Source organism: Ruegeria sp. AD11(2025) (genome assembly GCF_056542405.1).
In genome coordinates, this window is the sequence record NZ_JBQFZU010000014.1 from 15,079 (window position 1) to 37,122 (window position 22,044).

Sequence of the window (22,044 nt, forward strand, 5' to 3'; positions counted from 1 at the left end):
CAATTGTCCTGAGTGGACGCGGTTGTACCATGCTCAACGAACTCGTTCACGAAGAGGTCAGAAAAGACAACCTGTGTCGCGGCAACGAAGGTGCCTCAGTATTTCTCACAGCAGCCGCGTGCTCTGCTACCGCTCAACATTTCAAAGTGCTTGTTTCCTGGTCAGATATGATGGATCAGTTGCCGCTACTTCTCGGAGGTTGGCTCTCGCCTTGGGTTGAAAGCGCGTTCTCACACTTCGACCGGGTCGCCAGCGGAAGCCCACAGATTTCTCGGCACACTGCCATGCAGCTTTAGCCACGAATTTACAGACGGTATTGCCGAAACTCGCAAGCTGGCTGATGCAGCGGATCAAAAAGCCTGAACGGATGCCGCCTCCAAAGCTGCCGAGACCGCTCAAACTCTCCCCGGTAAAAGCGACGGGCTGCTGACATTGAATGGTATCTGCTGGACAATGACACCCGACGAGACTGCGACAGTCCCGGCCTCGCAGCAATACGAGTGCAAATATGACCTGTTTGAAAACCTCTACTCACGGGCTGCATCAGACCATCGCAACCCATTGCGGTTAATGAAAATTATCTCGCTTGGCACACGCCGATCATCAACTCTCGACTTGCCATACCCCCCTTTTGCGCCTCCCTTGCTTAATCCATGCGTGCCCCTTCGCGATTGAAATAGTAAACTCTTTGCGGATCATAGCCGAGGCGAAGTTCCTGACCCTGTTCCACCGCATGCTGTCCGAACAGACGCGCAGTGATCTGAAGATCGTTCACCTTGGCAATGACGTTGGTATCGCCGCCGAGTTTCTCGACATGATTGACCCGAGCTGTAATCAGGCCGTCATTGTCCGGAAACAGATCCTCAGGACGCACGCCCATGGTGCGGTCGTCGCCTTCGGACAGCAGCCCGGCGGGAAGGAAATTCATCGCCGGTGACCCCAGAAATCCGGCAACAAACTGATTGGCGGGATTGTTATAAAGCTCCATCGGGCTACCGATCTGTTCCACCCGCCCGTCACGCAGAACGACGATCTTGTCGGCAAGCGTCATGGCCTCGGTCTGGTCGTGGGTCACATAGATCATCGAGGCCCCAAGCTGCGCGTGCAGCTGGGCGATTTCCAGCCGTGTATTCATGCGCAAAGCTGCATCGAGATTCGAAAGGGGTTCGTCAAACAGGAACAGTTTCGGCTGTCGTACAATGGCCCGACCAATCGCCACCCGCTGACGCTGGCCTCCGGACAATTCGGACGGGAAGCGATCAAGATAAGGAGCGAGATCCAGCATCCGGCTGGCTTCTTCCACCCGCTGGTCGATGACTTCTTTCGATTGTTTTTCCTGTTTCAACGCCAAGGTCATGTTGCCGCGCACATTCAAGTGCGGATACAAAGCATAGCTTTGGAACACCATGGCGATGCCGCGTTTCGATGGAGGGGTCGTATTGACAAGATCATCACCAATATAGATTTCGCCGGACGTTGCATCCTCAAGCCCCGCGATCACCCGCAAAAGGGTCGACTTGCCACAGCCCGAGGGGCCGACGAACACGACAAATTCACCTTCTTCCACTTCAATGTCGATGTCTTTCAGCACGTGCACCGGACCAAAGGATTTGTTCACTTTGCGTAGGGAAAGAGCGGTCATGATGTCTCCTCTTCTAGGCTGACGGGTTGGCCGGTGCGCACACTTGTGTCCGCAGCCAGGCAAATGGCAAGGGACCGCACCGCATCCTGCATGTGACGGGTGAGGTCGAGATTTTCAGAAATGGCCTCAAGCATATGGGCCTGTTCGGCATCACACAGCGCTTGATGGCCGGGTTCATCCGGCAAGGCGATCAAATGATCGCCTTCAGGACGGTGGACCAGCAGCCCCCCAACGGCGGTGTGGCTGTCCACATTGGAACTGTCCGATTTATCCGCTTCGGTGATCGATACGGATCCGGTGGGGGTAATCACATCTTTCACGAAAAATGCGGTTTCCGACATCATCGGCCCCCAGCCCGCTTCGTACCAGCCCACGGATCCATCTTCGAATATGACCTGAAACTGGCCGTAATTATACATGTCGGAGGAAATCTCATCAGACAGGCGCAACCCGATACCATTCACCTGCACGGGGGCGGCGTCGGTGATCTGGCACCAGACATCGACATAATGCACGCCGCAATCGACGATTGGAGCGGTGGTCTGCATCAGGGCCTTGTGGGTGTCCCACTCCGCACCTTTGGATTGTTGGTTCAGGTTCATGCGGAACACGTAAGGTCCGCCAAGCGCACGTGCCTCTTTGATAAGCCGCACCCAGCTTGGGTGATGGCGCAGAATATACCCCACCACCAGTTTTCGCCGCAGCCGGGTGGCGGTCGCGACCACACGCATTGCATCTGCCACCGTAATGGCCAGTGGTTTTTCCACGAACACATGGGCACCTGCTTCCATCGCCGCCACGGCAAAATCGGCGTGGCTGTCGGAATAGGTGGCGATAACCACTAAATCCGGCTTGGTTTCTGCCAGCGCTTCGTGGAAATCGGTAAAAACAGGATAGTTGGCCAATTCCGGTTGATTGACTCGACCCGAGCGGTTCACAAGAGCGACAATCTCGGCACCGGCGTTATTATGGTGGGCAAGCGCGTGACTTGTCCCCATGTTGCCCAGCCCTGCAATCAGAACCCGGATCATTTCACCGCACCGGAGGTGATGCCGCGGATCAACTGGCGCGAGAAGATCACATAAAGGATCAGCACCGGCAGAATTGCCATCGACAGCGCGGACAGGACCGCGTTCCAGTCGGTCACGAACTGGCCGATGAAGACCTGGCTGCCCAAGGTGAGCGTTTTGGTTTCTTCGGCGGGGGCAAGGATCAGCGGGAACCAGAGGTCATTCCAGATTGGAATCATGTTAAAGACGGCCACCGTCGCCATGGCGGGGCGCACAAGCGGCAGCACCAGTTTGAAGAAGATCGTGTATTCCGACAGGCCGTCAATCCGCCCAGCGTCCTTCAGATCGTCACTGACCTGCCGCATGAATTCCGACAGGATGAATACCGCCAATGGCAGGCCCTGCGCCGTATAGACCAGGATCAGCGCCCAAAGTGTGTTGACGAGCCCAGTCGAGACCATCAGTTCAAGAATGGCCACTGTGCCGATGCGGATCGGGATCATGATACCTAATGCGAGGTAAAGCCCCATCATCGTGTTGCCCCTGAAGCGATACTCGCTCAGCGCATAGGCCGCCATCGCACCGAACAGCAGTACAAAGAACAGCGACGCCACGGTCACTATCATCGAATTCTGGAAGTAGAGGAAAAAATCCCCCTGTTTCATCACGGTCTCATAGCCAACCATGGAAAAGCTCTCGCTGTTCGGCAGGGCCAAGGGCTCGCGAAAGATCATTTTGCGGGTCTTGAAGCTGTTGATCAGGATCACGAAGACCGGAAACAGCGCAATCAGCGTGTAAAGGATCAGCGCGCCATGCATGGCGGCAACGTTCAACGGGTTGCGACGGGCTTGGTTCATCTCGGCCTCCTTACAGCTGATAGCGGCGCATCCGGGTCTGGATGCCGAACAGATAGCCGCAGACTCCGAGAAGAATGATCGCGAACATAGCGCCGGCAATGGCCGATCCCATATGCGGATCCCCCAGTTGCAACTGAAAACCAAAGAAGGTGCGATACATGAAGGTACCCAGAATATCGGTCGAGAAATCCGGCCCCGCCAATGCGCCCTGCGAGGCATAGATCAGGTCAAACGCGTTGAAATTGCCCACGAAAGTCAGGATCGAGATGATCCCGATCGACGGCAGGATCAGCGGTAACTTGATCTTCCAGAAGGCGGCAGCGCCGGTGATCCCGTCAATCTCACCCGCTTCCAAAATTTCTTCCGGAATGGTCAGAAGGGCGGCATAGATCAGCATCATCGGAATGCCCACAAACTGCCAGACCGAGATCAGCGCCAGCGCGGTCAGCGCATATTCCTCTTTGCCCAGCCACGGCGCAAACAGCGATTTCAACCCCACTGCGTCCAGCATCGACGGCGCAATCCCCCAGATCGGCGACAGGATCAGTTTCCATGCAAAGCCGACAATCACAAAGCTGAGGATAGTGGGAAGAAAAATGGCCGAACGATAAAGGGCAGCAAAGCGAAGCCGGGGATGGCTAAGGATCGCAGCAAGCGCAACCCCAATCGGGTTCTGCACCAACATATGCACGATGAAAAACCAGAAGTTGTTGCCAAGCGCGTTCCAGAATTGCTTGGACCAGATTGGGTCAAAAAACAGGGTGCGGAAGTTCTCCAGCCCCACAAAAATCCGAGTATTCTCCACCTCGCTGTAAAGAGCGAGACGTAAGGTGTTGAAGAGCGGGAAGATCATAATCGCGGTGTAGACCAGCACGGCAGGTGCAAGGAATACAAGGATATGCCAGCGGATCGGGCTGCGGTTCTGCGCCCCTTTGGGCAGTTGGTCAGACATGCTGAGCTCTCCCGTTCTGTTGAGTGTCATGTGTTCCCTCCGGCGAGGGAACGGCTTCAAAGATTGCGGAGAATGCGCGCATCATGGCGAAGCCTCTCCGGGGATCAGGCGCACGGCGCCCACCCAATCCTTGGTTCTCGTTCGTCTTTGCTCGAAGTGATCCACCTTTTGGGTGGCATGACGGCCGGAAAAAGGTATCCGGCCGTCCGTATCAGCCTTTACTTATGCGGCTCGTACCAGGAGGCAAGCCCGTCCTGCAGCTTGGCGCCCAGCTCTTCCGGGGTAGACGTGCCTTTGATGGCGGCCACAGACGCCCCCCAGGTCTCGTTCTCGAGGTTCGGGGTGCCGCGCGACAGGATCTGATAGGTGGAACGGATGGTGCTTTCGCACTCATCTCGCCAGCCAATAATTTCCTTGGCCAACGGATCAGACAGCTCAACCTGTTCCTTGGACAGCGGGAAAAAGCCCGGCAATGCATTGCCGAAGATCGAGGCAAATTCCGGCGACGCCACCCAGGCCAAGAATGTTTTGGCCGCTTCCGGGTTGGCGGTTTTGGCATTCATACCAATGCCAATGTCCGTATGATCCGAGATATAGCAGGTGTCACCTGCGTTCTGCACCGGTGGTTTGAAGGCTCCCATTTCGAAATCGGCCTGCGCATTAAAGCCTGAGATTTCCCAACTGCCGGCCGGATAGATCGCGGCGCGCCCCAGCGTGAACAGGTTCTGGCTGTCAGGGTAGGTCTGTGCTTCAAAGCCGTCCCCCAGATAAGCGCTCCATTTGGCAAGGGTTGCATAGGGTGCGGTCCAGGCCTCATCGGTCAGCTTCTGCTCGCCCGCGATCAATGCCAGACGACCTTCTTCACCTTTCCAGTAGTTCGGGCCGATGTTGTTGTAACCCATTGTGGCCGCTTCCCACTGGTCATTGGTGCCCATTGCCATCGGGATATAGTTCCCATCCGCCTTGAAAGCTTCCAGGGCGGCAAAGAATTCCGCCTCGGTAGTCGGAACTTCAACTCCCACTTCCTCGAACGCTTCTTTGTTGTAGATAAAACCGTGGATCACCGATGCCATCGGCACGCAGAAGCTTGCCGAACCATCATCGGTTTGCCAGGCAGATTTCGCCACGTCCGAGAAGTTGCTCATCGCTTCCATGTCGCCAAGGTCGGTCAGATGACCGGCTTCGAACAGCGCCAGCGAGGCGTCAAACGGACGACAGGTGATGATGTCGCCAGCAGACCCGGCATCCAGTTTCGAATTCAAAACGGCATTGTATTCCGCCGGGGCCGACGGAGTGAACTTAACCTTGATGCCGGGATGGGCAGCTTCAAAGGCCGGGATGATCTTGTCCTGCCACAGCGCCAGATCGTCGTTGCGCCAGCTTTCAATCGTGATGGTCACGTCATCTGCCATAGCAGAGGTGGCCACCATGGCCGTGCTGGCCAGTGCCAGCGTCATCAGTTTGCGTTTCATTGTTTCCTCCCAGTTAATTCCGCAATGTTATCGTGGTGGTTATTCCTTGGTCAGGACCGACAGGGCCGGTCGCAAATGACCGTTGGTTCGTTTGATCAGGTCTTTAGCCTGGTCGGGGGTCGCCCCGGTGGCGATCAGGATCGCCCGCTTCACATCACCACCGGCACGCCGCAGCGCGCTTTCGGCGGCAGCCTCCTCCTGGCCTGAAATCCGTGCGACAATCCCGGTTGCGCGGGCGCGCAGCTTTGCATTGTCGGCACGCAGGTTTACCATCATCCCGTCATACACATGGCCCAGTTCCACCGCCATCAGGGTCGACAGCGTGTTCAAGGCGATTTTCTGTGCGGTGCCGGCCCCCATGCGGGTGGAGCCCGACAGGACCTCGGGTGGGGTGGGCAGGCAAATCGCGCAATCGGCCAAGTCCAAAAGCGCGCTTCCTGCATTGTTGGCAATGCCGATCACTGCCGCGCCCCTGCTTTTGGCAATCCGTGCGGCGGCCAGGGTATAGGGGGTACTGCCACTGGCAGAAACAGTGATCACCGTGTCCTTTGGCGCAAGCCCGGACAAGGCGCAGCCCAGCGCATCAGATTGATCTTCGCTGTCACCGGGCATTTCCGGCGTAGTGGGAATACCCCCGGCCATCAGAATTCGGATCTGCGCGGGCGGGATGGAAAAAGTGCCGCCCAGCTCCATCGCATCAGCGGCAGCCATCAGCCCTGACGACCCGGCGGCAATATAATACAGAGTGCCACAGTTTCGGATGGTTTCGGCCATCACACGGGCAGCGGTGGCCATTTGGGCAGCGCTTTGGCAAACCGCCGCAGCGGCGTTTTGCTGACCATCCGCCAGAATACCTGCCACCACATCCAGCGGCAGGCGGTCCAGGCCCGCGGCCTTGCCATGCAGCTTTTCGGTGGTGTTTGCAGTTTGGTCAGCCATGATTGCGATGTCGCGCCCTGGGCGCCTCCCCTAAACTCTTCTCAAACCGCCCGGACAAATCTGAAGACGAATCCGGTTTCAGTTATCCAGTGATCATACCTTTTAGATACCATTTGTCTACCATTTATTTTGCCACCCCATAATTCCCCTAAAAATTGCGCCTATTAGCGGCCTTTGGGTACATATTGGACTATTTTTTTCTTTCATTCCGCACACAGGTATTATATAGGTATTCTCATGACGACACGCACAGATCTTCCTTTTCTGGCCGTTGACGGGGGCGGAACACGCTGTCGACTGGCCCTGCGCGACCCATCCGGACAGATGCACGTGACAGAGACTGGCTCGGCAAATGTGACCAGCGATTTTGCCGCGGCCACGCAGGAAATTCGGCACGGGGCTGATACACTGGCACAGATCTCCGGGCTAACAGTGGATGAGATAGCCGCGCTGCCCGCCTATCTGGGCTTGGCTGGCATCACCGGAGAGGACATTGCCATGCAATTGGCCGCGGCTTTGTCCTTTTCTAAAATCCGCATCGAAGATGACCGCCCTGCCGCATTACGCGGGGTGCTGGGTGTGCGGGACGGGATGGTTGCCCATTGCGGCACCGGGTCTTTCGTCGCAACGCAGATCGAAAGCCAGATGCGCTTTGTCGGCGGCTGGGGTCCGGTGCTGGGCGATGAAGCCTCGGCGCAATGGGTTGGCCGCCAGGCCCTGGCACGCAGTCTTGACGTTGTGGACGGGCTGATTGAAGCCTCGACTTTGTCAAGCCACATTCTGACCACCCTGGGCAGCCCTGCAGAGGTGGTGCGCTTTGCTGCCAGCGCCACACCGGCCCGGTTTGGTCGCTTTGCCCCGGAGGTCACGCGCTTGGCCGCCGAAGGCTGTCCGATATCGCGCGCAATCCTGCAACAGGCCGCGAACCACATCGCGGCCACCCTGACCACTCTTGGCTGGCAGAACGGGATGCGCATCTGCCTGACCGGTGGAATCGGCCCATCCTATGCACCCTATTTGCCCGCAGCGATGAAATCCGCCCTGCACGACCCGGAAGGGCAACCGCTGGATGGGGCAATTGCCCTGGCCGAGGAATTTGCCTCCGCTTGCGCCGCCAAAAAAACCACGAGGAGAGAGACCCATGTCCGTTGCTGAAATGTCCGTCGCCGATTTTCTGCAGCCCGAAGGCTGGCTGGGTCACTCCCCCGGTCCACGCTATGTGCAATTGCATCGCCGTCTGGAAAAAGGCATCAACAGCGGGTTACTGCCACCCGGCAGTTCGCTGCCGCCTGAACGTGAGATTGCCGAGATCACCGACCTGTCTCGTGTGACCGTGCGCAAGGCTATTCAGGAACTGGTCAAGACCGGCGCCATTGAACAGCGCCAGGGATCTGGATCTTTTGTGCGCGAACCGGTGGGGCGCGTGGAACAGTTGCTGTCGCATCTCACCTCATTCACCGAAGACATGGAGCGGCGCGGGCTGACCACCTCGTCGACATGGCTGGAACGCGGCGTGTTCATGCCCTCACCGGAAGAGGTACTGACCCTGGGTCTGTCAGCGGGCGACAGCGTGGCGCGAATTCACCGGCTGCGCGAAGCGGATGGGCACCCGATGGCGCTGGAACGCGCAGCCTTACCCCTCGACATCCTGCCCAACCCTCTTGCAGTGACAACCTCACTTTACGAAATCCTCGAACAAAGCGGCCACCGCCCGGTGCGCGCGATCCAGAAAATCTCGGCGATCAACCTCGATGCGCACGAGGCCGAACTGCTTGGCGTTGCCGAAGGCACGGCCGGTCTGAAGATCCAGCGTATCTCTTATCTTGAGAGCGGGCGTGCGGCAGAACTGACACGGTCGATCTATCGCGGCGATACCTATGATTTCGTTGCCGAGCTGCGCTTGTCACCCTGACCCACCCCTATGAAAAGGCTGCCCAAATGACCCAATCCATGACCCGCATGCGCGCCGAGATCAACGAAATCCCGCAAGCCGTGGACCGGTTGCTGACCGATGGAGCTGACGCCATCGCCCAGACCAAATCCGCACTGGCCGACCGCAATCTGCCCTATCTTCTTTCGGTGGCGCGCGGTTCGTCTGATCATGCGGCGACCTATCTGAAATACGCCACCGAACTGCTATTGGGCTTACCAATGGCCTCGGTCGGTCCGTCCGTGAAGTCAATCTATGGCGCCGAAATCCGAGCCAAGGGCGCACTTTGCCTCTCGGTGTCACAATCGGGCCAAAGCCCTGATATCGTGCGCCTGACAGAGGCGTTTGCCGCCTCGGGCGCCTTTACCGTTGCGATCACCAATGACGCAGATTCACCGCTGGCCAAGGCCACCGCCGCCACTCTGCTGATCCATGCAGGCCCAGAATTGAGCGTTGCCGCCACCAAAACCTTCGTCACTTCGCTGGTCGCAGGGATCTGGCTGCTGGCCGAACTGCGCGGCGATGTCGAGCTGATCCGCGCCATCCACACTCTACCCGACGTGCTCGACAAAGCCACGCGCTGTGACTGGACGGAGGCAGCGGAAGCAATCACCGGACAGTCGCTATTTACCCTCGGGCGCGGCCCGTCCTGGGCGATCTCCAACGAAGCGGCACTAAAATTCAAGGAAACCTGCCAGATCCATGCGGAAAGCTATTCCAGCGCCGAGGTGCTGCATGGGCCGGTCTCCATTGTGGAGCAGGGCTTTCCGGTCATTGCCTTTGCGGCCGGCGACGCCGCCGAAGACACTGTGGCCGAAGTGGCCGATGCACTGGCAACCAAAGGCGCACATGTTTTTGCCACCTCCGGCAAGGTGCGTGAGGCAGACCCGTTGCCTCATGTGCGCACAGATCATTGGATCACCGACCCCATTGCTGCCATCGTGTCTTTCTATGGCATGGTCGAAACCGTGGCCGCCGCGCGTAAGATCAATCCGGACACGCCGCGCCATCTGAGGAAGGTGACGGAAACCGTATGACACAGGGTGCGAAAGTTTTCCGGAATGGCGGTATCTTCGATGGATCGACCCTGCGGGACGGTTTTGCAGTGCGGTTTGAGGAAGGTCACCTGACAGAGTTTGGGCCGGACGCCGACGTACCGAGGGACGGAGAGGTGATCGATCTGAACGGAGATATCCTCAGCCCTGGATATGTCGATTTGCAGGTCAATGGCGGTGACGGCGTCATGTTCAATGACGATCCTTCGGTCGAAACGCTTCGCAGGATATCTTCGGCGCATTTGCGTCTTGGTGTCCGAGCCCTCTTGCCAACATTGATAACTGACACAGCAGAAAAGACCCGGGCCGCCATTGCCGCCGCAACAGATGCCATCCGCGCAGATGTGCCGGGGATCGCAGGTCTGCACCTCGAGGGGCCGCATCTTTCGATTGCGCGCAAGGGAGCACACGACCCCTCCCTCATTCGCCCAATGGAACCGAGCGATCTTGATACACTATTGGCCGCTGCTGAGAATTTGCCCGTACTGAAGATCACAATCGCTCCGGAAAACGTTTCAGAGGATCAAGTCAGAGTGCTTTCTGCAGCCGGGGTGCTTGTGTCCCTGGGTCACACAGATGCCGGGTACGACACATGTCGTAAGTTTTTTGCCGCTGGCGCGCGCTGCGTCACACATCTCTTCAACGCCATGAGCCAGCTTGGAAACCGTGAACCCGGGCTTGTTGGCGCAACACTTGCCGATGGGAATGTGTCGTCTGGGCTGATCGCTGATGCGGTGCATGTTCATCCTGAGACCATGCGCGCGGCTTGGCACGCAAAGACCGGTCCCGGGCAAATCTTTCTCGTGAGTGACGCCATGGCCGTTGCGGGAACCGATTGCACAGAGTTCACATTGGAAGGGCGGCAAATCCGGCGCGATGGCGGCCTCCTGACCTTGTCGGATGGGACATTGGCTGGCGCCGACCTTGATCTTACGCAGGCCATTCGAACGCTCGTCGAAAAGGTGGGCGTGCCGATCGAGACCGCATTGCGGGCAGCAACCAGCTTTCCTGCGGCTCTGGCCGGAATCCCTCCGTCGACCCTCGAGACCGGGAGCGGAATGCAATCGGACCTAATACGATTGTCACGGGATCTGAGTGCGGCTTCCATCCTGGCTTAAGAAACCAGTGCAAACCAAGCGCCTGTCAAAAAGCGCTGCGCGCCTAGCGCAGGTCGCGACATCCTTAAGCTGAGATTGGAGCGGTCATGCCAATGGCATAGATACATGATCCGTCGTACAGCCAAAGCCTTGCCTTCTTCAGTTGTTTCGATGGCACATTTGTCATTCGGGTCAAATTGCGGAACAAGAGCTTGTAAGGAAAACGCGATCTTCCTCGTGTTGTAATGCTCCAAAAGGTCCGCTGGGACCCGCCTCTCGAAGTAATAAATGCCGTTCTTGGTGAACGAATACGGCACCGATTTGCCATACGCCCTCGCAGTCTCCACAAGAAAACTGATGGCGAACAACAGGTTATGACTAAAAGTGGTGCCCGGGGGCGGAATCGAACCACCGACACGAGGATTTTCAATCCACTGCTCTACCCCTGAGCTACCCGGGCACGGGAACGATGTTCATCGTTGGGTGGAGGCCTTCTATGACTTGCCACTGGCAGTGTCCAGAGCCTTTTTGACATTTTTTCAATGTGGGCGGGATTGCTCTGTTTCCCCCTCAGTGACGTCCGCGTCCAGGTCTTCTTCGCGCTGTGACGGAACCGCATATGACCCGTTAAACCACTTGGCCAAGTCGATATCAGCGCAGCGTTTTGAGCAGAACGGGCGGAACCTCATCACCGTGTCTTCACCGCAGATCGGACAACTCATTTGAACACCTCCGACAGCGGAATACGGCCACGTTTACGCTGCAGTTCATAGTGCCCCAACGGTGTCCAGCCGGCCAGAGTGGTCTCGATCCCATCTGCCTTGAACGCAGCGCGCAGTGCCGCTTCAAAGCCGCGGCGGTCCTTCTTGGGCATGGGGGCCAGGTCCACCGTGATTTGCCCACCAAGGCCGCGTACACGCAGCGCACGGGCCAGCGTCTTGGCGCAGGCGAAATTGGCTTTGGTGCCAGCGGCCAGAGACGTATCGGACCCGGTGTTCACATCCACGGCAACCAAAGCGCGCGTGGGCTGGATGAACAGGTGGCCCCCGCCCGGAAGCGGCTCGGATATCCCGCGCGCCACGTCCAGCGCGTCAAGCACGCCCTGCACCTCGAACCCGCCCGCCTGCGTCAGGACCTCAGCCGGGTCGGTCCAGTCGCGCCAGGCCAATACGTGCGGGCCGTCACCTTCGAGCAAAAGCGCGGGCTCAGCCCCGGAATCTTTCAGAACCTGATCAGCGTGGGCCAGCATGGCGCTGATATCTTCGGCAATCTCGCCCGCATCCTCGCCCTCGCAGCACGACCGCAGGATCAGGCCATAGTCGCTGCTCTCCATGCATTCATGCGCGATCTCGAGCAGACGGTCGCGCTCTTCTTCGTCACGGATGGAACGCGAGATGTTCAGGCCGGGCGCATCGGGTGTGACAATTGCATAGCGGCTTTTGAACAGGATACGGTCGGTTACCGGCAGCGCTTTGCCCGGTTCAGCATAACCCGTGACTTGCACCAGTAACAGCGCACCCGGCGCCAACCCCTTGACCTGGCGCAGAAAGGCCGGGCCCTCAGGCGTTGTCAGGAACATACCGCCCTGCCCTTTGACCGGACGGTCGGCGCGGGCGCGATAGATCGTGCCCGGCACGGGAGCGTCTGACGCGATCAGGAAATCGTCAAGCTTTCCGTCCACCATCAAAGCAGCTGCTTCGCGGTTTTCAATATGGTCCAGAACGATGGTACGACCCTTCATGATGCCTCACGATACAGCGGATAACCGATGCCTTGCAAAAGGGCGGCAGTCTCAGATAGTGGCAAACCCACAATGCCGGTGAACGAGCCCGAAATCCATGGGATGAAGCCACCTGCTGGACCTTGGATGGCGTAGGCACCTGCTTTTCCCTGCCAGTCTCCGGTCGCCAGGTAGGCGTTGATTTCCACGTCCGACAAACGTTTGACCTTGACTTGGGAAACAACATCTCGCTGCAATATCCGGTCCCCACGCCGCACGGCGACCGAGGTGATCACGCGGTGCCGCCGACCGGACAAGGCATGCAGGAATTCGGCCGCTTGGCCTGCGTCTTCGGGTTTGCCCAGAATGCGGCGACCCAGCGCGACGGTGGTGTCGGCGCACAGGGTTATATCGCCATTATCCGCCTGCACCGCCTGCACTTTGGCCCGCGTGATACGGCTGCAGTAGGGCACCGGCAGCTCGCCCTTCAGGGGCGTTTCGTCGATGTCGGGGGCGCGAATCGCATCGGGCTGCACACCAAGCTGGGCCAGCAGGTCCAGCCGCCTTGGGCTGCCCGATCCTAAGATAAACGCCATTGCGGCAGGCGTTACTTGAAGCGGTAGTTGATCCGACCCTTGGTCAGATCATACGGGGTCATCTCGACCTGAACCTTGTCGCCGGCCAGAACGCGGATGCGGTTCTTGCGCATCTTGCCTGCCGTATGTGCGATGATCTCATGGCCGTTTTCCAGCTCGACCCGAAACGTCGCATTAGGCAGGAGTTCCTTCACGACACCGGGAAATTCGAGCGTATCTTCCTTGGCCATGTTGTCTCCATCATTACGTTGCACCCGCAGAATCTACGGGGATGTGGGCTTAAATGAGCCTATTTCGGCCCTATTTCAAGGGCGGAATCACCTAAAGGCGCGATATTGTGACTGAATCGACTCGGGGCGCCTGCTCTTCCCAGTGGGTGCGGTTCAGTACATTCCCATCGGCGCGGACTTCGGCAATGGCCGTCAGGTCGATATCGGCATAGGTCCAGCCGGGCTGGTTCAGGACGCCCTCAGACAGCACGCCGGTCGCTGGGAAGCCCTTGTCGGGCGGGCCAAAAACGCCGCCGGTGCCGGTGTTCATATCCACAGCCTCGGACCAATCATTGTTCCCGACCAGAGACGCCATTACGGTAACGCATTGATTTTCCAACGCTCGCGACATCGCCCCGATACGAACGCGCCAATAGCCTGCCAATGCTTCGGTACACGAAGGGACAAGGATCAGGTCAGCCTTGCTCAACGCTCGGCCCAGCAAGGGGAACTCACTGTCATAGCAGATCAACACGCCGATTTTCCCCAATGCAGTGTCGAAGAGTTTGAGTGGCCCGCCCGGCACGATATCCCAGTCTTCGCGCTCGAACCGGGTCATGATCTGTTTGTCCTGATGATCCTGTCCGCCATCAGGCGCGTAGAGCGCTGCGCGATTTACCGGACGGCCCGGCCCATCCACAACCGGCGCCGATGCGCCCAGAATGTAGGTTTTATATTCTTGAGCGATGCGCTGATGCAGGGTCTTCGCCTGCTCCATCCGATCCGATACAGCCCGGATCGAACGCTCCAGATCACCTGCCACCTCAGCCCCGTCGAGCGTCGACAGTTCCATCGCACCGTATTCCGGAAACACCAGAAGCTCGGCCCCCTGCCCGGCAGCTTCGGCCACCCAGCGATACAGCTTATCCTCGTACTGCGCCCAGCTGTCGAGCCAGTCAAGATTATAGGCGGCGGTTGCGACTTTCATAGCGCGGGCTCCTCAGGCCTGGTTTGGCGAGACACTAATAGACGGCGTCTCGAACTGTACAGACGCATTGTTCGCCCCAGCCATCATCGACGGGAAAGTGAATTGGCAGAAGACATCCGAAGTGTTTCAATGTGCTTAGGAGGAAGACCATGCAAAACCCGCAAAATTTCGAGAAGTTCTATTTTGCCAAAGTTGGCATGGGCGAAGCCTGTGGCTGTGCGGAACGCGTTATCGACGTGTTCGAATTCAATCGAAAGAGCGGTGCACAGGTAAAAAAGCCGCTGAAGCAGGAAAAACGCAAGAGCCTGTCCCTCAGAGGGTGGGCCGTCAAATACGGTCTGCTCCGCCGAAAGCACCGGACTTGAAGCGCTAGCGCGGATTACGTTGGCAAATCCCTGATCCAGAACTGTAACGGTTTGAGCGTCTCACCCTCTTCGCCGATATCCTTCCACGAAAACTGCGCGATTGCACCGGGCGACGGTTCGTAGCCCCGCGCGCGCCAGAATGCATCCAGTGGCCGGTAGCTTTCCGGCCGCATCGGATGATCGGCCGGGCGTTGGACGCTGCAAAAGGCACATTTTTTAAAACCCAGCGCGCGGGCATGGGCCTCGCGCAGGTCGAAGAATTTGTGGCCGACACCCTGCCTCCGGTAGTCGGACAGCAGAACAGACTCGGCACAGTAGAAGATCTCGGACAGGTCCAACCCGGACCCTTCGAAGGCCACAGCGAAATCGTCGGCGTGTTCGGTCAGAGGCGCCCCGGTCGAGGCCCCGATCAGGCGGTCACCGTCGAAAGCACCAACCACAATCGCCTTGTCGCTGTCGCGGTAGGATTGCAGGTATTTTCGTTCGTATTCCAAATCACCGTCATACAGGTACGGCCACGCCCGAAACACTTCGATCCGCAGGCGCGCCACGTCGTCCAGAGCGGCCCCCAGCGCCGCTCCGGTCAGGGGGCGGACGGCGGTAACCTCAGCCATTCGAAACCTGCTTGGTCCAGTCGGCGAGGTTGTAGAAGGTGGTGACGCGGGTGATCTTGCCATCCTTCAGGTCAAAGAACGACCCGGCGGGCAGGCGGTAGGTCTGGCCATGCGCCTCGGGCAGGCCCTCGTCGGTTTCCAGATAGGTGCCGTTTACGATGAACTCGGCCGCGGCGCGGGTACCACCTTCGGTGTTGAACACCACAATATCGGTCAGGTTCTCACGATAGCAGCGATTCATGTGTTCGCAGAATGCCGCGAACTTCTCTTTACCGACGCGAATCTGGCCCTCGTTCACGTGATGCGCCACGTCATCGGACAGGCAGGCCAACATGCCGTCCACATCGCCTGCATTGAAAGCTTCGAAATAGGTTTTGACGGTCTGGTTCATGGTCACTCCGTAGGTTCGCCCCAGCGTTCTTTCAGATGCCCGATGATCTGATCGCGGGTCTGTCGGTAGTGATGTAGCTTTTCTTCGCGATTCTCGCCCAGCCCGGTAGGGTCCATTATTGGCCAATAATCGACATCCAGGTGAAAAATCCGGGTCAGTTCCAGCGCTTTTCGCTGGCTGGCGGGCGACAGGGCGACCACTAGGTCAAAAGAGCTGAGGTCATCTCCCCATTCCTGCATCTCGTCAAACGAGCGCGTCCGGTGGCGGGAAAGCTCAACCCCGATTTCCTGGCAGACCGAAATGCAGAACCCGTCGATCTCAAAGTCGTTGCGCACACCGGCAGATTGCACATAAGTGCCGGTGCCGTAAAACTTCTTCATGATGCCTTCGGCCATCGGTGACCGGACCGAGTTGTGGTCGCAACAAAACAGGACCGACTGCGGCAAAGGCTTCACCCGTCAGCCCCCAAAGTGCAGCACGCAGATCAGCGTGAACAGGCGACGGGCGGTGTCAGTATCGATATCTGCTTTTCCTTCCAACCGCTCCTGCAGCACGCGGCTGCCTTCGTTGTGGATACCGCGGCGAGCCATGTCGATGGTTTCGATCTGGCTGGGCGGCAAGGTCTTGACCGCGTTGAAATAGCTTTCGCAGATCTGGAAATAGTCTTTGACCACCTGTCTGAACGGACCCAGTGACAGGTGGAACTCGGCCGCTTTTTCCTCGGCCTCGGTGGCGACGTCGAACACCAGCCGCTTGTCCCGGATCGACAACTGCACGTGGTATGGCCCTTCGGGTACCTCGCGGCCGTCCCGCTGGGGCAGTGCAAAGCTGTTGTCTTCCAGCAGGTCATAGATAGCAACCTTGCGCTCCTGCTCGATCTCGGGGGTTGGCGGGGGCAGATTACGGTCATCCAATTCGATATGCGAAATGCGGGTCATCATTATGGTCACAGTGTTTCGGGTCTGCACAGACCTATAACAACGTATTTCGTTCGGCAACGCACAGAAGCCCCTTAAGGGCTCCTATTTGTGATCTGCGGACCGATTCTCACAACTTGACCAAAGCCTGCCAGCCCATTCGCTACGCTTTTACCCCGGAGGGGCCGATGACCAGCTGCAGGACTTAATCGTTTGCATTGAGAACAATTGGTCAGATGGCAAGTACGCAGCGTACTGGACCTCCCCGCCCAACTCAAAGAAGTGTCGCGACCCGTCTACGGAACAAAGAGCTCGCCATATGCCGTATTCAAACTGTTGTTTAGCTGTAGAATCATTCAAGTTGGTAGGTCTATTTTTCACGCGGTCAGCAACATTGAACGTCAAAAAAACTACTTTCCCATCTGTTTTTGCTTCACTCACAGATATCCCGTGACCCCAGTTTGTACCTGCCGTTTCGTTGTAGCCGTTGGTCCAAATGGTGGCGAGAGTACATAGTTCGTCACCTAAACAGCTATCATTGGCTCTTTGCACGTCGTTCTGGCTAGGCACATAGGATGTACATGCTGAGATGACAGGTAGTAGAAACAGAGTGATTGTTTTGCGAAAAGTCATTAGACTTCATTGTTTTGTTCCCTGCGGTCGTCTTTCGACCGGGCCTTATTTGAGGTCACACTGCGTCATTAGCCAATTCAGCCGTTCAACCGCTTGAGACGCGCGGTGACCGACAGGCCATGCGCCTCAAGGCTTTCCGATTGCGCCAATTGTTCGGCGGCTGGTCCGATGGCCCGCAGTGCCTCGGGCGTCATCTGGCTGAGTGTCGTGCGTTTGAGGAAATCCATCACGCTGAGGCCGGATGAAAAACGGGCCGAACGCGCGGTCGGCAACACGTGGTTGGGGCCACCGACATAATCGCCAATGGCTTCGGGCGTATACTGGCCAAGAAAGATTGCGCCGGCGTGAATGGTTTTTTGGCTGAGCGCCACCGGGTCGGCGACGCAAAGTTCAAGGTGTTCTGGTGCGATGCGGTTTGACAGCGCGGCAGCCTCGTCCAAGTCGCGCACGGTAATCACCGCACCAAAGTCGCGCCAGCTGGCTCCGGCGATCGCGCGGCGCTGCAAGGTTTCCAGGCGCTTTTCCACGGCCTGCGCCACGGCCTGTCCGAACGCAGCTTCGTCGGTGATCAAAAGCGATTGCGCGCTTTCGTCATGCTCGGCCTGACTGAGCAGGTCCAGCGCGATCCAGTCCGGGTCATTTTCCTTGTCGGCGATCACCAGAATCTCGGATGGACCCGCGATCATGTCGATGCCCACCTTACCGAAAACCCGGCGCTTGGCAGCAGCGACAAAGGCATTTCCCGGACCAGTGATCTTGTCCACTGGCGCGACGGATTCGGTACCATAGGCCAGCGCCGCAATCGCCTGCGCGCCACCGATGCGATAGATCGTGTCGACGCCCGACAGTTGTGCCGCCAGCAGGACCAGAGGGTTCACCTGCCCGTCCGGCGTCGGCACCGCAATGGCCAGCCGGTCAACTCCTGCCACCTTGGCTGGAATCGCATTCATCAGAACCGAAGACGGGTACGAGGCCAGACCGCCCGGCACGTAAAGCCCCGCCGCCGAGACCGCCGACCAGCGCCATCCCAGTGTCGCCCCGGCGGCGTCGGTCCATTGCTGGTCTTCTGGCATCTGCCGTTCGTGATAGGCCCGGATGCGTTCGGCCGCCAGTTCCAGCGCGGCACGGTCCGCGTCCGAGACCTGCGCGACCGCTTCGGCGATTTCATCGACAGAAAACGCCAGTGTTTCCGGCGTCAGTTCCAGCCGGTCAAACTTGGCGGTCAACTCAATCACAGCCGCATCGCCCCGGGTGCGCACATCCTCAATGATCTCCGCAACCACGGCGTCCACATCCGGGCTGTCTTCTCGCTTGGCCGACAACAGCGCCTGAAAGGCGGGTTCAAACTCGGGCGACGAGGAATCTAGGAAAACGGGCATGATCTGGCTCTCCGGGCATTTGATCGGGACATATCGCCGGGATGGGCTGGCCTCAACCCTTCTCGGCGGGGTGCAGCGATTTGCGCATGGCGAAACAGGAAACGTCACCACGCGCGCCGCATTGCCCGGTAGGCTGCCAGCCATGCCGCCGATAAAACGCCTGCGCCGTTTGTGTCGCCTCAAGCCGGGCTTCGGTATGGCCCGAAGCGATCAACTCCTGTTCCAGCCGACGCAGCAAGGCCGACCCGATACCATGCCCGGTATGATCCGGATCGATATAGAGCAGGGTGATCTCATCGTTACGCAATCCACCTACGGCGGCGACCTGACCTGCACGTTCAGCCAACCAGATCTGCGCTCCGTCCCTGATCCAGCGCCGAATCGTCTCGGGGTCTTTGTTCACCGTCCATTTCGCGATGGCTTGCGGGTCACCCTGATGATCCACCTGACACAGCTGGGTGATCGAGCGGATCAGAACCCGGCTCAGATCGAACACATCGAACACAGTCGCGCGGCGCAGCCCCGAACCCGCCGGAGGCCCGGAGAACGCTTGTGATATGCCGCGCTTATTCCGGATGGTGCGGGGCCTGCCCCGACGGGGCCTGATAGGGCCGCGTCACATCCTTGAGCGTGGCGTCAATCGCCTCAACCGCCAGACGGATCGCGCCGTCACCTGCCAACGTCAGGATGATTTGGCCTGCGCCGTCCTCACCCGCTTCGAAATCGACCGACAGCAAAGACACCACCATATCCTTGTCGCTGCGATCTACACCCTGGCTGGCCACCGATAGCACCGAGTCAAACACCAGAACCGATTGGACACGTTCGAATGCACGTCCTCGGCGGGTGGCGGCGTCCTTATCTTCCCAACGAAAGCGGTTCAACAGCAGGCCAAACCGGCGCTGCGACGGCTGCCATTTCATCTCGGTCATCGGGAACACGGCATCTTGCGTCAGTGTAGAAATCACCTGCAGGTCATCGCCATCCTCGGCGCCGAGGTTCAGCGGGGCTTCGCGCCCGTCGTGAAAGCTTGCGTCTGTCATTGGCCTTTGATCCGTTCGATTTTGGCGCCCACGCCTTCCAGCTTGCGCACCACATGTTCATATCCGCGATCCAGATGATAGACCCGGCTGACCGTGGTTTCCCCTTCGGCTGCCAGTCCTGCCAGAATTAGCGAAACCGAGGCCCGCAGGTCCGTTGCCATCACCGGCGCGCCCTTCAGTTGCTCTACTCCGGTGACCGTAGCCGTACCACCGTGCACTTCGATATTCGCCCCCATGCGCACCAACTCCGGCGCGTGCATGAAGCGGTTCTCGAAAATACGCTCTTCCAGCACCGAGGTACCCTCGGCCGTACACATCAGCGCCATTATCTGTGCCTGCAGGTCGGTCGGAAAACCGGGGAACGGTTCGGTGACCACGTCCACGGACTGAACGCGCCCATTCTTGCGCGCAACTTTCAGGCCCTTGTCGGTTTCCGTAACGCTGACCCCGGCGGCCTCCAGTTTCTCGGCAAAAGAATCGACAAGACGCATCCGACCGCCCAGCAGCTCGACCTCACCGCCGCAGATAGCGGGGGCCAGCATATAGGTGCCCAGTTCGATCCGGTCGGTGACAACCTGATGAGTCGCGCCGTGCAGGCGATCGACGCCCTGAATTTCGATGGTCGAGGTGCCCTCACCCGAAATCTGCGCGCCCATCTTTCGCAAACATTCGACCAGATCGACAATCTCTGGCTCACGCGCGGCGTTCTTCAGCACCGTGGTACCCTTTGCCAAAGTGGCCGCCATAACGATGTTCTCGGTCGCGCCGACAGAGGCAAAGCGCATCTCATGCACCGCGCCTTTCAGACCGCCTGGCGCCTTGGCGTGCAGGTATCCGTCCTTCAGTTCAATCTCAGCGCCCAGCGCCTCGAGCCCCTCAACGTGGAGGTCCATCGGACGCGCGCCAATCGCGCACCCTCCGGGCAGCGAGACAACGGCTTCTCCGAACCGGGTCAGTAACGGGCCCAGAACTAGGTTAGATGCACGCATTTTGCGCACGATTTCATAGTCGGCGACGTGACTGGTCAGGCTGTGGCTGGACATGGCGATCACCTGCCCGTCCTGCAGCGAGGAAACTTCGGCCCCCAGCGACTGCAACAACAGCGTCATAGTCTTGATGTCGCTCAGCCGCGGCGCGTTGGTCAGCGTCAGCGGTTCTTCGCTCAACAAGGTGGCGGGCATGAGCGTCAGACACGCATTCTTGGCCCCTGCAATCGGTATCTGACCGTTCAGCGGGCCGTTGCCCGTCACCAAAATCGAATCCATCTGCTCTTATCCCTCGTCCTTATCGACAGTGTTCCCGGATGCCGCCCGCGCCTTGGCCTGCGCCTTGCGCCGCGCCATATTCGCCTTAAGCGCTGCCTTCAGCCGCTCGTCGCGTGCATCACCGGATTTACCGTGTTTTTTGGGTGTTTTTTTTTCTGTCATTGTCTTTCTCTACAGGAGGCGAAAAAAACCGTCCAGACACCCTTGCGCCGCGTTTCGTTTGAGTCTAATCACCCGCCCACGGCGCTGCTGTAGCTCAGAGGTAGAGCACTCCCTTGGTAAGGGAGAGGTCGAGAGTTCAATTCTCTCCAGCAGCACCATGATTTCCTCATCATTCTCAAAAACTTACGAAAACCAACTGCTTGCGCCTGCTAGCTCCTACACAGGAGTCTTAGGCATTGACCCCAGCCTTGCTTAAACCGGTCAACAACAAAAAAAGAGATATACTTCGCTGTAACGCGTATTCCAACGGACCTGAAGGGAATCATCGGTCGTGCTGAAGTGTCAAAGTCACTCCGCATCAAGGACGCAGCAAAGTCAAAAGAGAGAAATACCACCTAACACGCGTAGCCTCAAAAACGTTGCGCGCCCCTTCGGGCAAAGCCTGAACGGCTCCCCTTTGAGAAAATCGCCGTACTTTCTCGATATTGTAATTCCGCCTATCGGAAGTGTTGGAGAATAAGCCGGTTGAACCTCAGTTAAGATTGCCTGTCAGCGGCAGGTTAACGATAAACACCTCGGTCTAGTGTCGCTAACAGATAAACGCTCGGCAGGGATGAACTGCACGCAGTGCTGCCCAAAATCCTAGATGGAATGAAACGCGACAATAACCAGTAACTCGAAAACAAGTTGCGGTTTCTAAGACTGCAAAAATAGCGTGGCGGTCAAACTCAAAAACCGTACAACCCAAGCTATCTAATAGTCGCAGCAAATCTCACTGTTTCCGTATCAACACCTGTCGACCGAACTC

The 22,044-nt window shown here is 58.2% G+C and carries 27 protein-coding genes, 2 tRNA genes and 1 pseudogene; 7 read left to right on the forward strand and 23 right to left on the reverse strand.

Features of this window, described 5'->3' with window-relative positions:
* Positions 1-530 precede the first annotated feature (530 nt).
* From ACR1XY_RS14315 to ACR1XY_RS14345, 7 genes and pseudogenes are all read right to left on the reverse strand, one after another.
* A pseudogene (locus tag ACR1XY_RS14315) lies at positions 531-623 on the reverse strand (IS5/IS1182 family transposase); the annotation flags it as partial.
* 23 nt (positions 624-646) lie between these two features.
* Complete coding sequence (locus ACR1XY_RS14320) at positions 647-1,642, reverse strand: ABC transporter ATP-binding protein (RefSeq protein WP_480594290.1); 996 nt, start codon at positions 1,640-1,642, stop codon at positions 647-649.
* Complete coding sequence (locus ACR1XY_RS14325; RefSeq protein WP_480594292.1) at positions 1,639-2,673, reverse strand: Gfo/Idh/MocA family protein; 1,035 nt, start codon at positions 2,671-2,673, stop codon at positions 1,639-1,641. Before ACR1XY_RS14325 ends, ACR1XY_RS14320 begins: the two co-directional genes overlap by 4 nt.
* Positions 2,670-3,509, reverse strand: a complete 840-nt coding sequence (locus ACR1XY_RS14330; RefSeq protein ID WP_480594294.1) for a carbohydrate ABC transporter permease — start codon at positions 3,507-3,509, stop codon at positions 2,670-2,672. Before ACR1XY_RS14330 ends, ACR1XY_RS14325 begins: the two co-directional genes overlap by 4 nt.
* Positions 3,510-3,519: 10 nt before the next feature.
* Positions 3,520-4,461, reverse strand: coding sequence for a carbohydrate ABC transporter permease (locus tag ACR1XY_RS14335; RefSeq protein ID WP_480594379.1), 942 nt, complete (start codon positions 4,459-4,461; stop codon positions 3,520-3,522).
* 218 nt (positions 4,462-4,679) lie between these two features.
* Positions 4,680-5,933 (reverse strand): ABC transporter substrate-binding protein, encoded by a 1,254-nt coding sequence (locus ACR1XY_RS14340; protein WP_480594296.1) that lies wholly within the window; start codon positions 5,931-5,933, stop codon positions 4,680-4,682.
* A 39-nt stretch (positions 5,934-5,972) separates the two neighbouring features.
* A complete protein-coding gene (locus tag ACR1XY_RS14345; RefSeq protein ID WP_480594299.1) occupies positions 5,973-6,872 on the reverse strand; it encodes an N-acetylmuramic acid 6-phosphate etherase in 900 nt (299 codons plus the stop codon).
* A 237-nt stretch (positions 6,873-7,109) separates the two neighbouring features.
* On the opposite strand from ACR1XY_RS14345, the gene ACR1XY_RS14350 reads away from it, so the two are divergent.
* The 4 genes from ACR1XY_RS14350 to nagA are packed head-to-tail and all read left to right on the forward strand — an operon-like array spanning position 7,110 to position 10,975.
* Positions 7,110-8,027, forward strand: a complete 918-nt coding sequence (locus ACR1XY_RS14350; protein ID WP_480594301.1) for a glucosamine kinase nucleotide-binding domain-containing protein — start codon at positions 7,110-7,112, stop codon at positions 8,025-8,027.
* 1 nt (position 8,028) lies between these two features.
* Complete coding sequence (locus tag ACR1XY_RS14355; protein WP_480594380.1) at positions 8,029-8,784, forward strand: GntR family transcriptional regulator; 756 nt, start codon at positions 8,029-8,031, stop codon at positions 8,782-8,784.
* A 26-nt stretch (positions 8,785-8,810) separates the two neighbouring features.
* Entirely contained in the window at positions 8,811-9,839 is a 1,029-nt protein-coding gene (locus tag ACR1XY_RS14360) for an SIS domain-containing protein (RefSeq protein ID WP_480594303.1), read from the forward strand.
* Positions 9,836-10,975 (forward strand): N-acetylglucosamine-6-phosphate deacetylase, encoded by a 1,140-nt coding sequence (gene nagA, locus ACR1XY_RS14365; RefSeq protein ID WP_480594305.1) that lies wholly within the window; start codon positions 9,836-9,838, stop codon positions 10,973-10,975. The genes ACR1XY_RS14360 and nagA overlap by 4 nt, the downstream gene beginning before the upstream one ends.
* Here nagA and ACR1XY_RS14370 read toward each other — a convergent pair.
* The 7 genes from ACR1XY_RS14370 to ACR1XY_RS14400 form a co-directional block, all read right to left on the reverse strand.
* Positions 10,972-11,301 (reverse strand): DUF6538 domain-containing protein, encoded by a 330-nt coding sequence (locus ACR1XY_RS14370; RefSeq protein WP_480594381.1) that lies wholly within the window; start codon positions 11,299-11,301, stop codon positions 10,972-10,974. The genes nagA and ACR1XY_RS14370 overlap by 4 nt on opposite strands.
* 38 nt (positions 11,302-11,339) lie before the next feature.
* Positions 11,340-11,414: transfer RNA gene (locus tag ACR1XY_RS14375), tRNA-Phe, on the reverse strand.
* A gap of 79 nt (positions 11,415-11,493) precedes the next feature.
* Positions 11,494-11,676, reverse strand: coding sequence for a DNA gyrase inhibitor YacG (locus ACR1XY_RS14380; RefSeq protein WP_480594307.1), 183 nt, complete (start codon positions 11,674-11,676; stop codon positions 11,494-11,496).
* Complete coding sequence (locus ACR1XY_RS14385; protein WP_480594309.1) at positions 11,673-12,695, reverse strand: ribonuclease E/G; 1,023 nt, start codon at positions 12,693-12,695, stop codon at positions 11,673-11,675. Before ACR1XY_RS14385 ends, ACR1XY_RS14380 begins: the two co-directional genes overlap by 4 nt.
* Positions 12,692-13,270 (reverse strand): Maf family protein, encoded by a 579-nt coding sequence (locus tag ACR1XY_RS14390; RefSeq protein ID WP_480594310.1) that lies wholly within the window; start codon positions 13,268-13,270, stop codon positions 12,692-12,694. The genes ACR1XY_RS14385 and ACR1XY_RS14390 overlap by 4 nt, the downstream gene beginning before the upstream one ends.
* An 11-nt stretch (positions 13,271-13,281) precedes the next feature.
* The gene (infA, locus tag ACR1XY_RS14395) at positions 13,282-13,500 is read right to left on the reverse strand and encodes a translation initiation factor IF-1 (protein WP_005978431.1); all 219 of its coding nucleotides are present in this window, start codon (positions 13,498-13,500) and stop codon (positions 13,282-13,284) included.
* 91 nt (positions 13,501-13,591) lie between these two features.
* Positions 13,592-14,467 carry a carbon-nitrogen hydrolase family protein gene (locus ACR1XY_RS14400; RefSeq protein ID WP_480594311.1) on the reverse strand — a complete coding sequence of 292 codons (876 nt, stop codon included), beginning with the start codon at positions 14,465-14,467 and terminating at the stop codon, positions 13,592-13,594.
* Between the two features lie 149 nt (positions 14,468-14,616).
* Here ACR1XY_RS14400 and ACR1XY_RS14405 point away from each other — a divergent pair, with 149 nt between their 5' ends.
* Positions 14,617-14,832, forward strand: coding sequence for a hypothetical protein (locus ACR1XY_RS14405; RefSeq protein ID WP_480594312.1), 216 nt, complete (start codon positions 14,617-14,619; stop codon positions 14,830-14,832).
* 14 nt (positions 14,833-14,846) lie between these two features.
* On the opposite strand, the gene ACR1XY_RS14410 is transcribed toward ACR1XY_RS14405, so the two are convergent.
* The 9 genes from ACR1XY_RS14410 to ACR1XY_RS14450 all read right to left on the reverse strand — a co-directional run bounded on the left by ACR1XY_RS14410 (position 14,847) and on the right by ACR1XY_RS14450 (position 21,236).
* Positions 14,847-15,446, reverse strand: coding sequence for a GNAT family N-acetyltransferase (locus ACR1XY_RS14410; protein WP_480594313.1), 600 nt, complete (start codon positions 15,444-15,446; stop codon positions 14,847-14,849).
* Positions 15,439-15,837 (reverse strand): ketosteroid isomerase-related protein, encoded by a 399-nt coding sequence (locus ACR1XY_RS14415; protein WP_480594314.1) that lies wholly within the window; start codon positions 15,835-15,837, stop codon positions 15,439-15,441. The genes ACR1XY_RS14410 and ACR1XY_RS14415 overlap by 8 nt, the downstream gene beginning before the upstream one ends.
* Positions 15,838-15,839: 2 nt before the next feature.
* A complete protein-coding gene (locus tag ACR1XY_RS14420) occupies positions 15,840-16,292 on the reverse strand; it encodes an arsenate-mycothiol transferase ArsC (protein ID WP_475211327.1) in 453 nt (150 codons plus the stop codon).
* Positions 16,293-16,295: 3 nt separating this feature from the next.
* On the reverse strand, positions 16,296-16,775 hold the full coding sequence (locus ACR1XY_RS14425) for a UPF0262 family protein (RefSeq protein WP_480594382.1): 480 nt from the start codon (positions 16,773-16,775) through the stop codon (positions 16,296-16,298).
* A 689-nt stretch (positions 16,776-17,464) separates the two neighbouring features.
* A complete protein-coding gene (gene hisD / locus ACR1XY_RS14430) occupies positions 17,465-18,766 on the reverse strand; it encodes a histidinol dehydrogenase (RefSeq protein WP_480594315.1) in 1,302 nt (433 codons plus the stop codon).
* A gap of 52 nt (positions 18,767-18,818) precedes the next feature.
* Complete coding sequence (locus ACR1XY_RS14435) at positions 18,819-19,262, reverse strand: GNAT family N-acetyltransferase (protein WP_480594316.1); 444 nt, start codon at positions 19,260-19,262, stop codon at positions 18,819-18,821.
* 70 nt (positions 19,263-19,332) lie between these two features.
* Positions 19,333-19,809, reverse strand: a complete 477-nt coding sequence (locus tag ACR1XY_RS14440) for a DUF2948 family protein (protein ID WP_480594317.1) — start codon at positions 19,807-19,809, stop codon at positions 19,333-19,335.
* Positions 19,806-21,074, reverse strand: a complete 1,269-nt coding sequence (gene murA, locus ACR1XY_RS14445; RefSeq protein ID WP_480594318.1) for a UDP-N-acetylglucosamine 1-carboxyvinyltransferase — start codon at positions 21,072-21,074, stop codon at positions 19,806-19,808. Before murA ends, ACR1XY_RS14440 begins: the two co-directional genes overlap by 4 nt.
* Before the next feature lie 6 nt (positions 21,075-21,080).
* Positions 21,081-21,236, reverse strand: coding sequence for a hypothetical protein (locus ACR1XY_RS14450; protein WP_480594319.1), 156 nt, complete (start codon positions 21,234-21,236; stop codon positions 21,081-21,083).
* 83 nt (positions 21,237-21,319) lie between these two features.
* Here ACR1XY_RS14450 and ACR1XY_RS14455 point away from each other — a divergent pair.
* Together ACR1XY_RS14455 and ACR1XY_RS14460 are read left to right on the forward strand one after the other, a co-directional pair.
* Positions 21,320-21,394 (forward strand) — tRNA-Thr (locus tag ACR1XY_RS14455).
* A 121-nt stretch (positions 21,395-21,515) separates the two neighbouring features.
* Positions 21,516-21,635, forward strand: coding sequence for a DUF6538 domain-containing protein (locus tag ACR1XY_RS14460; RefSeq protein WP_480594383.1), 120 nt, complete (start codon positions 21,516-21,518; stop codon positions 21,633-21,635).
* The last annotated feature ends 409 nt before the right edge of the window (positions 21,636-22,044 follow it).

Bases quoted from the DNA above. Each gene is read 5' to 3' on its own strand.
- ACR1XY_RS14320 (WP_480594290.1), bottom strand. From the start codon at position 1,642: ATGACCGCTCTTTCCCTACGCAAAGTGAACAAATCCTTTGGTCCGGTG.
- ACR1XY_RS14325 (WP_480594292.1), bottom strand. From the start codon at position 2,673: ATGATCCGGGTTCTGATTGCAGGGCTGGGCAACATGGGGACAAGTCAC.
- ACR1XY_RS14330 (WP_480594294.1), bottom strand. From the start codon at position 3,509: ATGAACCAAGCCCGTCGCAACCCGTTGAACGTTGCCGCCATGCATGGC.
- ACR1XY_RS14335 (WP_480594379.1), bottom strand. From the start codon at position 4,461: ATGTCTGACCAACTGCCCAAAGGGGCGCAGAACCGCAGCCCGATCCGC.
- ACR1XY_RS14340 (WP_480594296.1), bottom strand. From the start codon at position 5,933: ATGAAACGCAAACTGATGACGCTGGCACTGGCCAGCACGGCCATGGTG.
- ACR1XY_RS14345 (WP_480594299.1), bottom strand. From the start codon at position 6,872: ATGGCTGACCAAACTGCAAACACCACCGAAAAGCTGCATGGCAAGGCC.
- ACR1XY_RS14350 (WP_480594301.1), top strand. From the start codon at position 7,110: ATGACGACACGCACAGATCTTCCTTTTCTGGCCGTTGACGGGGGCGGA.
- ACR1XY_RS14355 (WP_480594380.1), top strand. From the start codon at position 8,029: ATGTCCGTCGCCGATTTTCTGCAGCCCGAAGGCTGGCTGGGTCACTCC.
- ACR1XY_RS14360 (WP_480594303.1), top strand. From the start codon at position 8,811: ATGACCCAATCCATGACCCGCATGCGCGCCGAGATCAACGAAATCCCG.
- nagA (WP_480594305.1), top strand. From the start codon at position 9,836: ATGACACAGGGTGCGAAAGTTTTCCGGAATGGCGGTATCTTCGATGGA.
- ACR1XY_RS14380 (WP_480594307.1), bottom strand. From the start codon at position 11,676: ATGAGTTGTCCGATCTGCGGTGAAGACACGGTGATGAGGTTCCGCCCG.
- ACR1XY_RS14385 (WP_480594309.1), bottom strand. From the start codon at position 12,695: ATGAAGGGTCGTACCATCGTTCTGGACCATATTGAAAACCGCGAAGCA.
- ACR1XY_RS14390 (WP_480594310.1), bottom strand. From the start codon at position 13,270: ATGGCGTTTATCTTAGGATCGGGCAGCCCAAGGCGGCTGGACCTGCTG.
- infA (WP_005978431.1), bottom strand. From the start codon at position 13,500: ATGGCCAAGGAAGATACGCTCGAATTTCCCGGTGTCGTGAAGGAACTC.
- ACR1XY_RS14400 (WP_480594311.1), bottom strand. From the start codon at position 14,467: ATGAAAGTCGCAACCGCCGCCTATAATCTTGACTGGCTCGACAGCTGG.
- ACR1XY_RS14405 (WP_480594312.1), top strand. From the start codon at position 14,617: ATGCAAAACCCGCAAAATTTCGAGAAGTTCTATTTTGCCAAAGTTGGC.
- ACR1XY_RS14410 (WP_480594313.1), bottom strand. From the start codon at position 15,446: ATGGCTGAGGTTACCGCCGTCCGCCCCCTGACCGGAGCGGCGCTGGGG.
- ACR1XY_RS14415 (WP_480594314.1), bottom strand. From the start codon at position 15,837: ATGAACCAGACCGTCAAAACCTATTTCGAAGCTTTCAATGCAGGCGAT.
- ACR1XY_RS14425 (WP_480594382.1), bottom strand. From the start codon at position 16,775: ATGACCCGCATTTCGCATATCGAATTGGATGACCGTAATCTGCCCCCG.
- hisD (WP_480594315.1), bottom strand. From the start codon at position 18,766: ATGCCCGTTTTCCTAGATTCCTCGTCGCCCGAGTTTGAACCCGCCTTT.
- ACR1XY_RS14440 (WP_480594317.1), bottom strand. From the start codon at position 19,809: ATGACAGACGCAAGCTTTCACGACGGGCGCGAAGCCCCGCTGAACCTC.
- murA (WP_480594318.1), bottom strand. From the start codon at position 21,074: ATGGATTCGATTTTGGTGACGGGCAACGGCCCGCTGAACGGTCAGATA.
- ACR1XY_RS14450 (WP_480594319.1), bottom strand. From the start codon at position 21,236: ATGACAGAAAAAAAAACACCCAAAAAACACGGTAAATCCGGTGATGCA.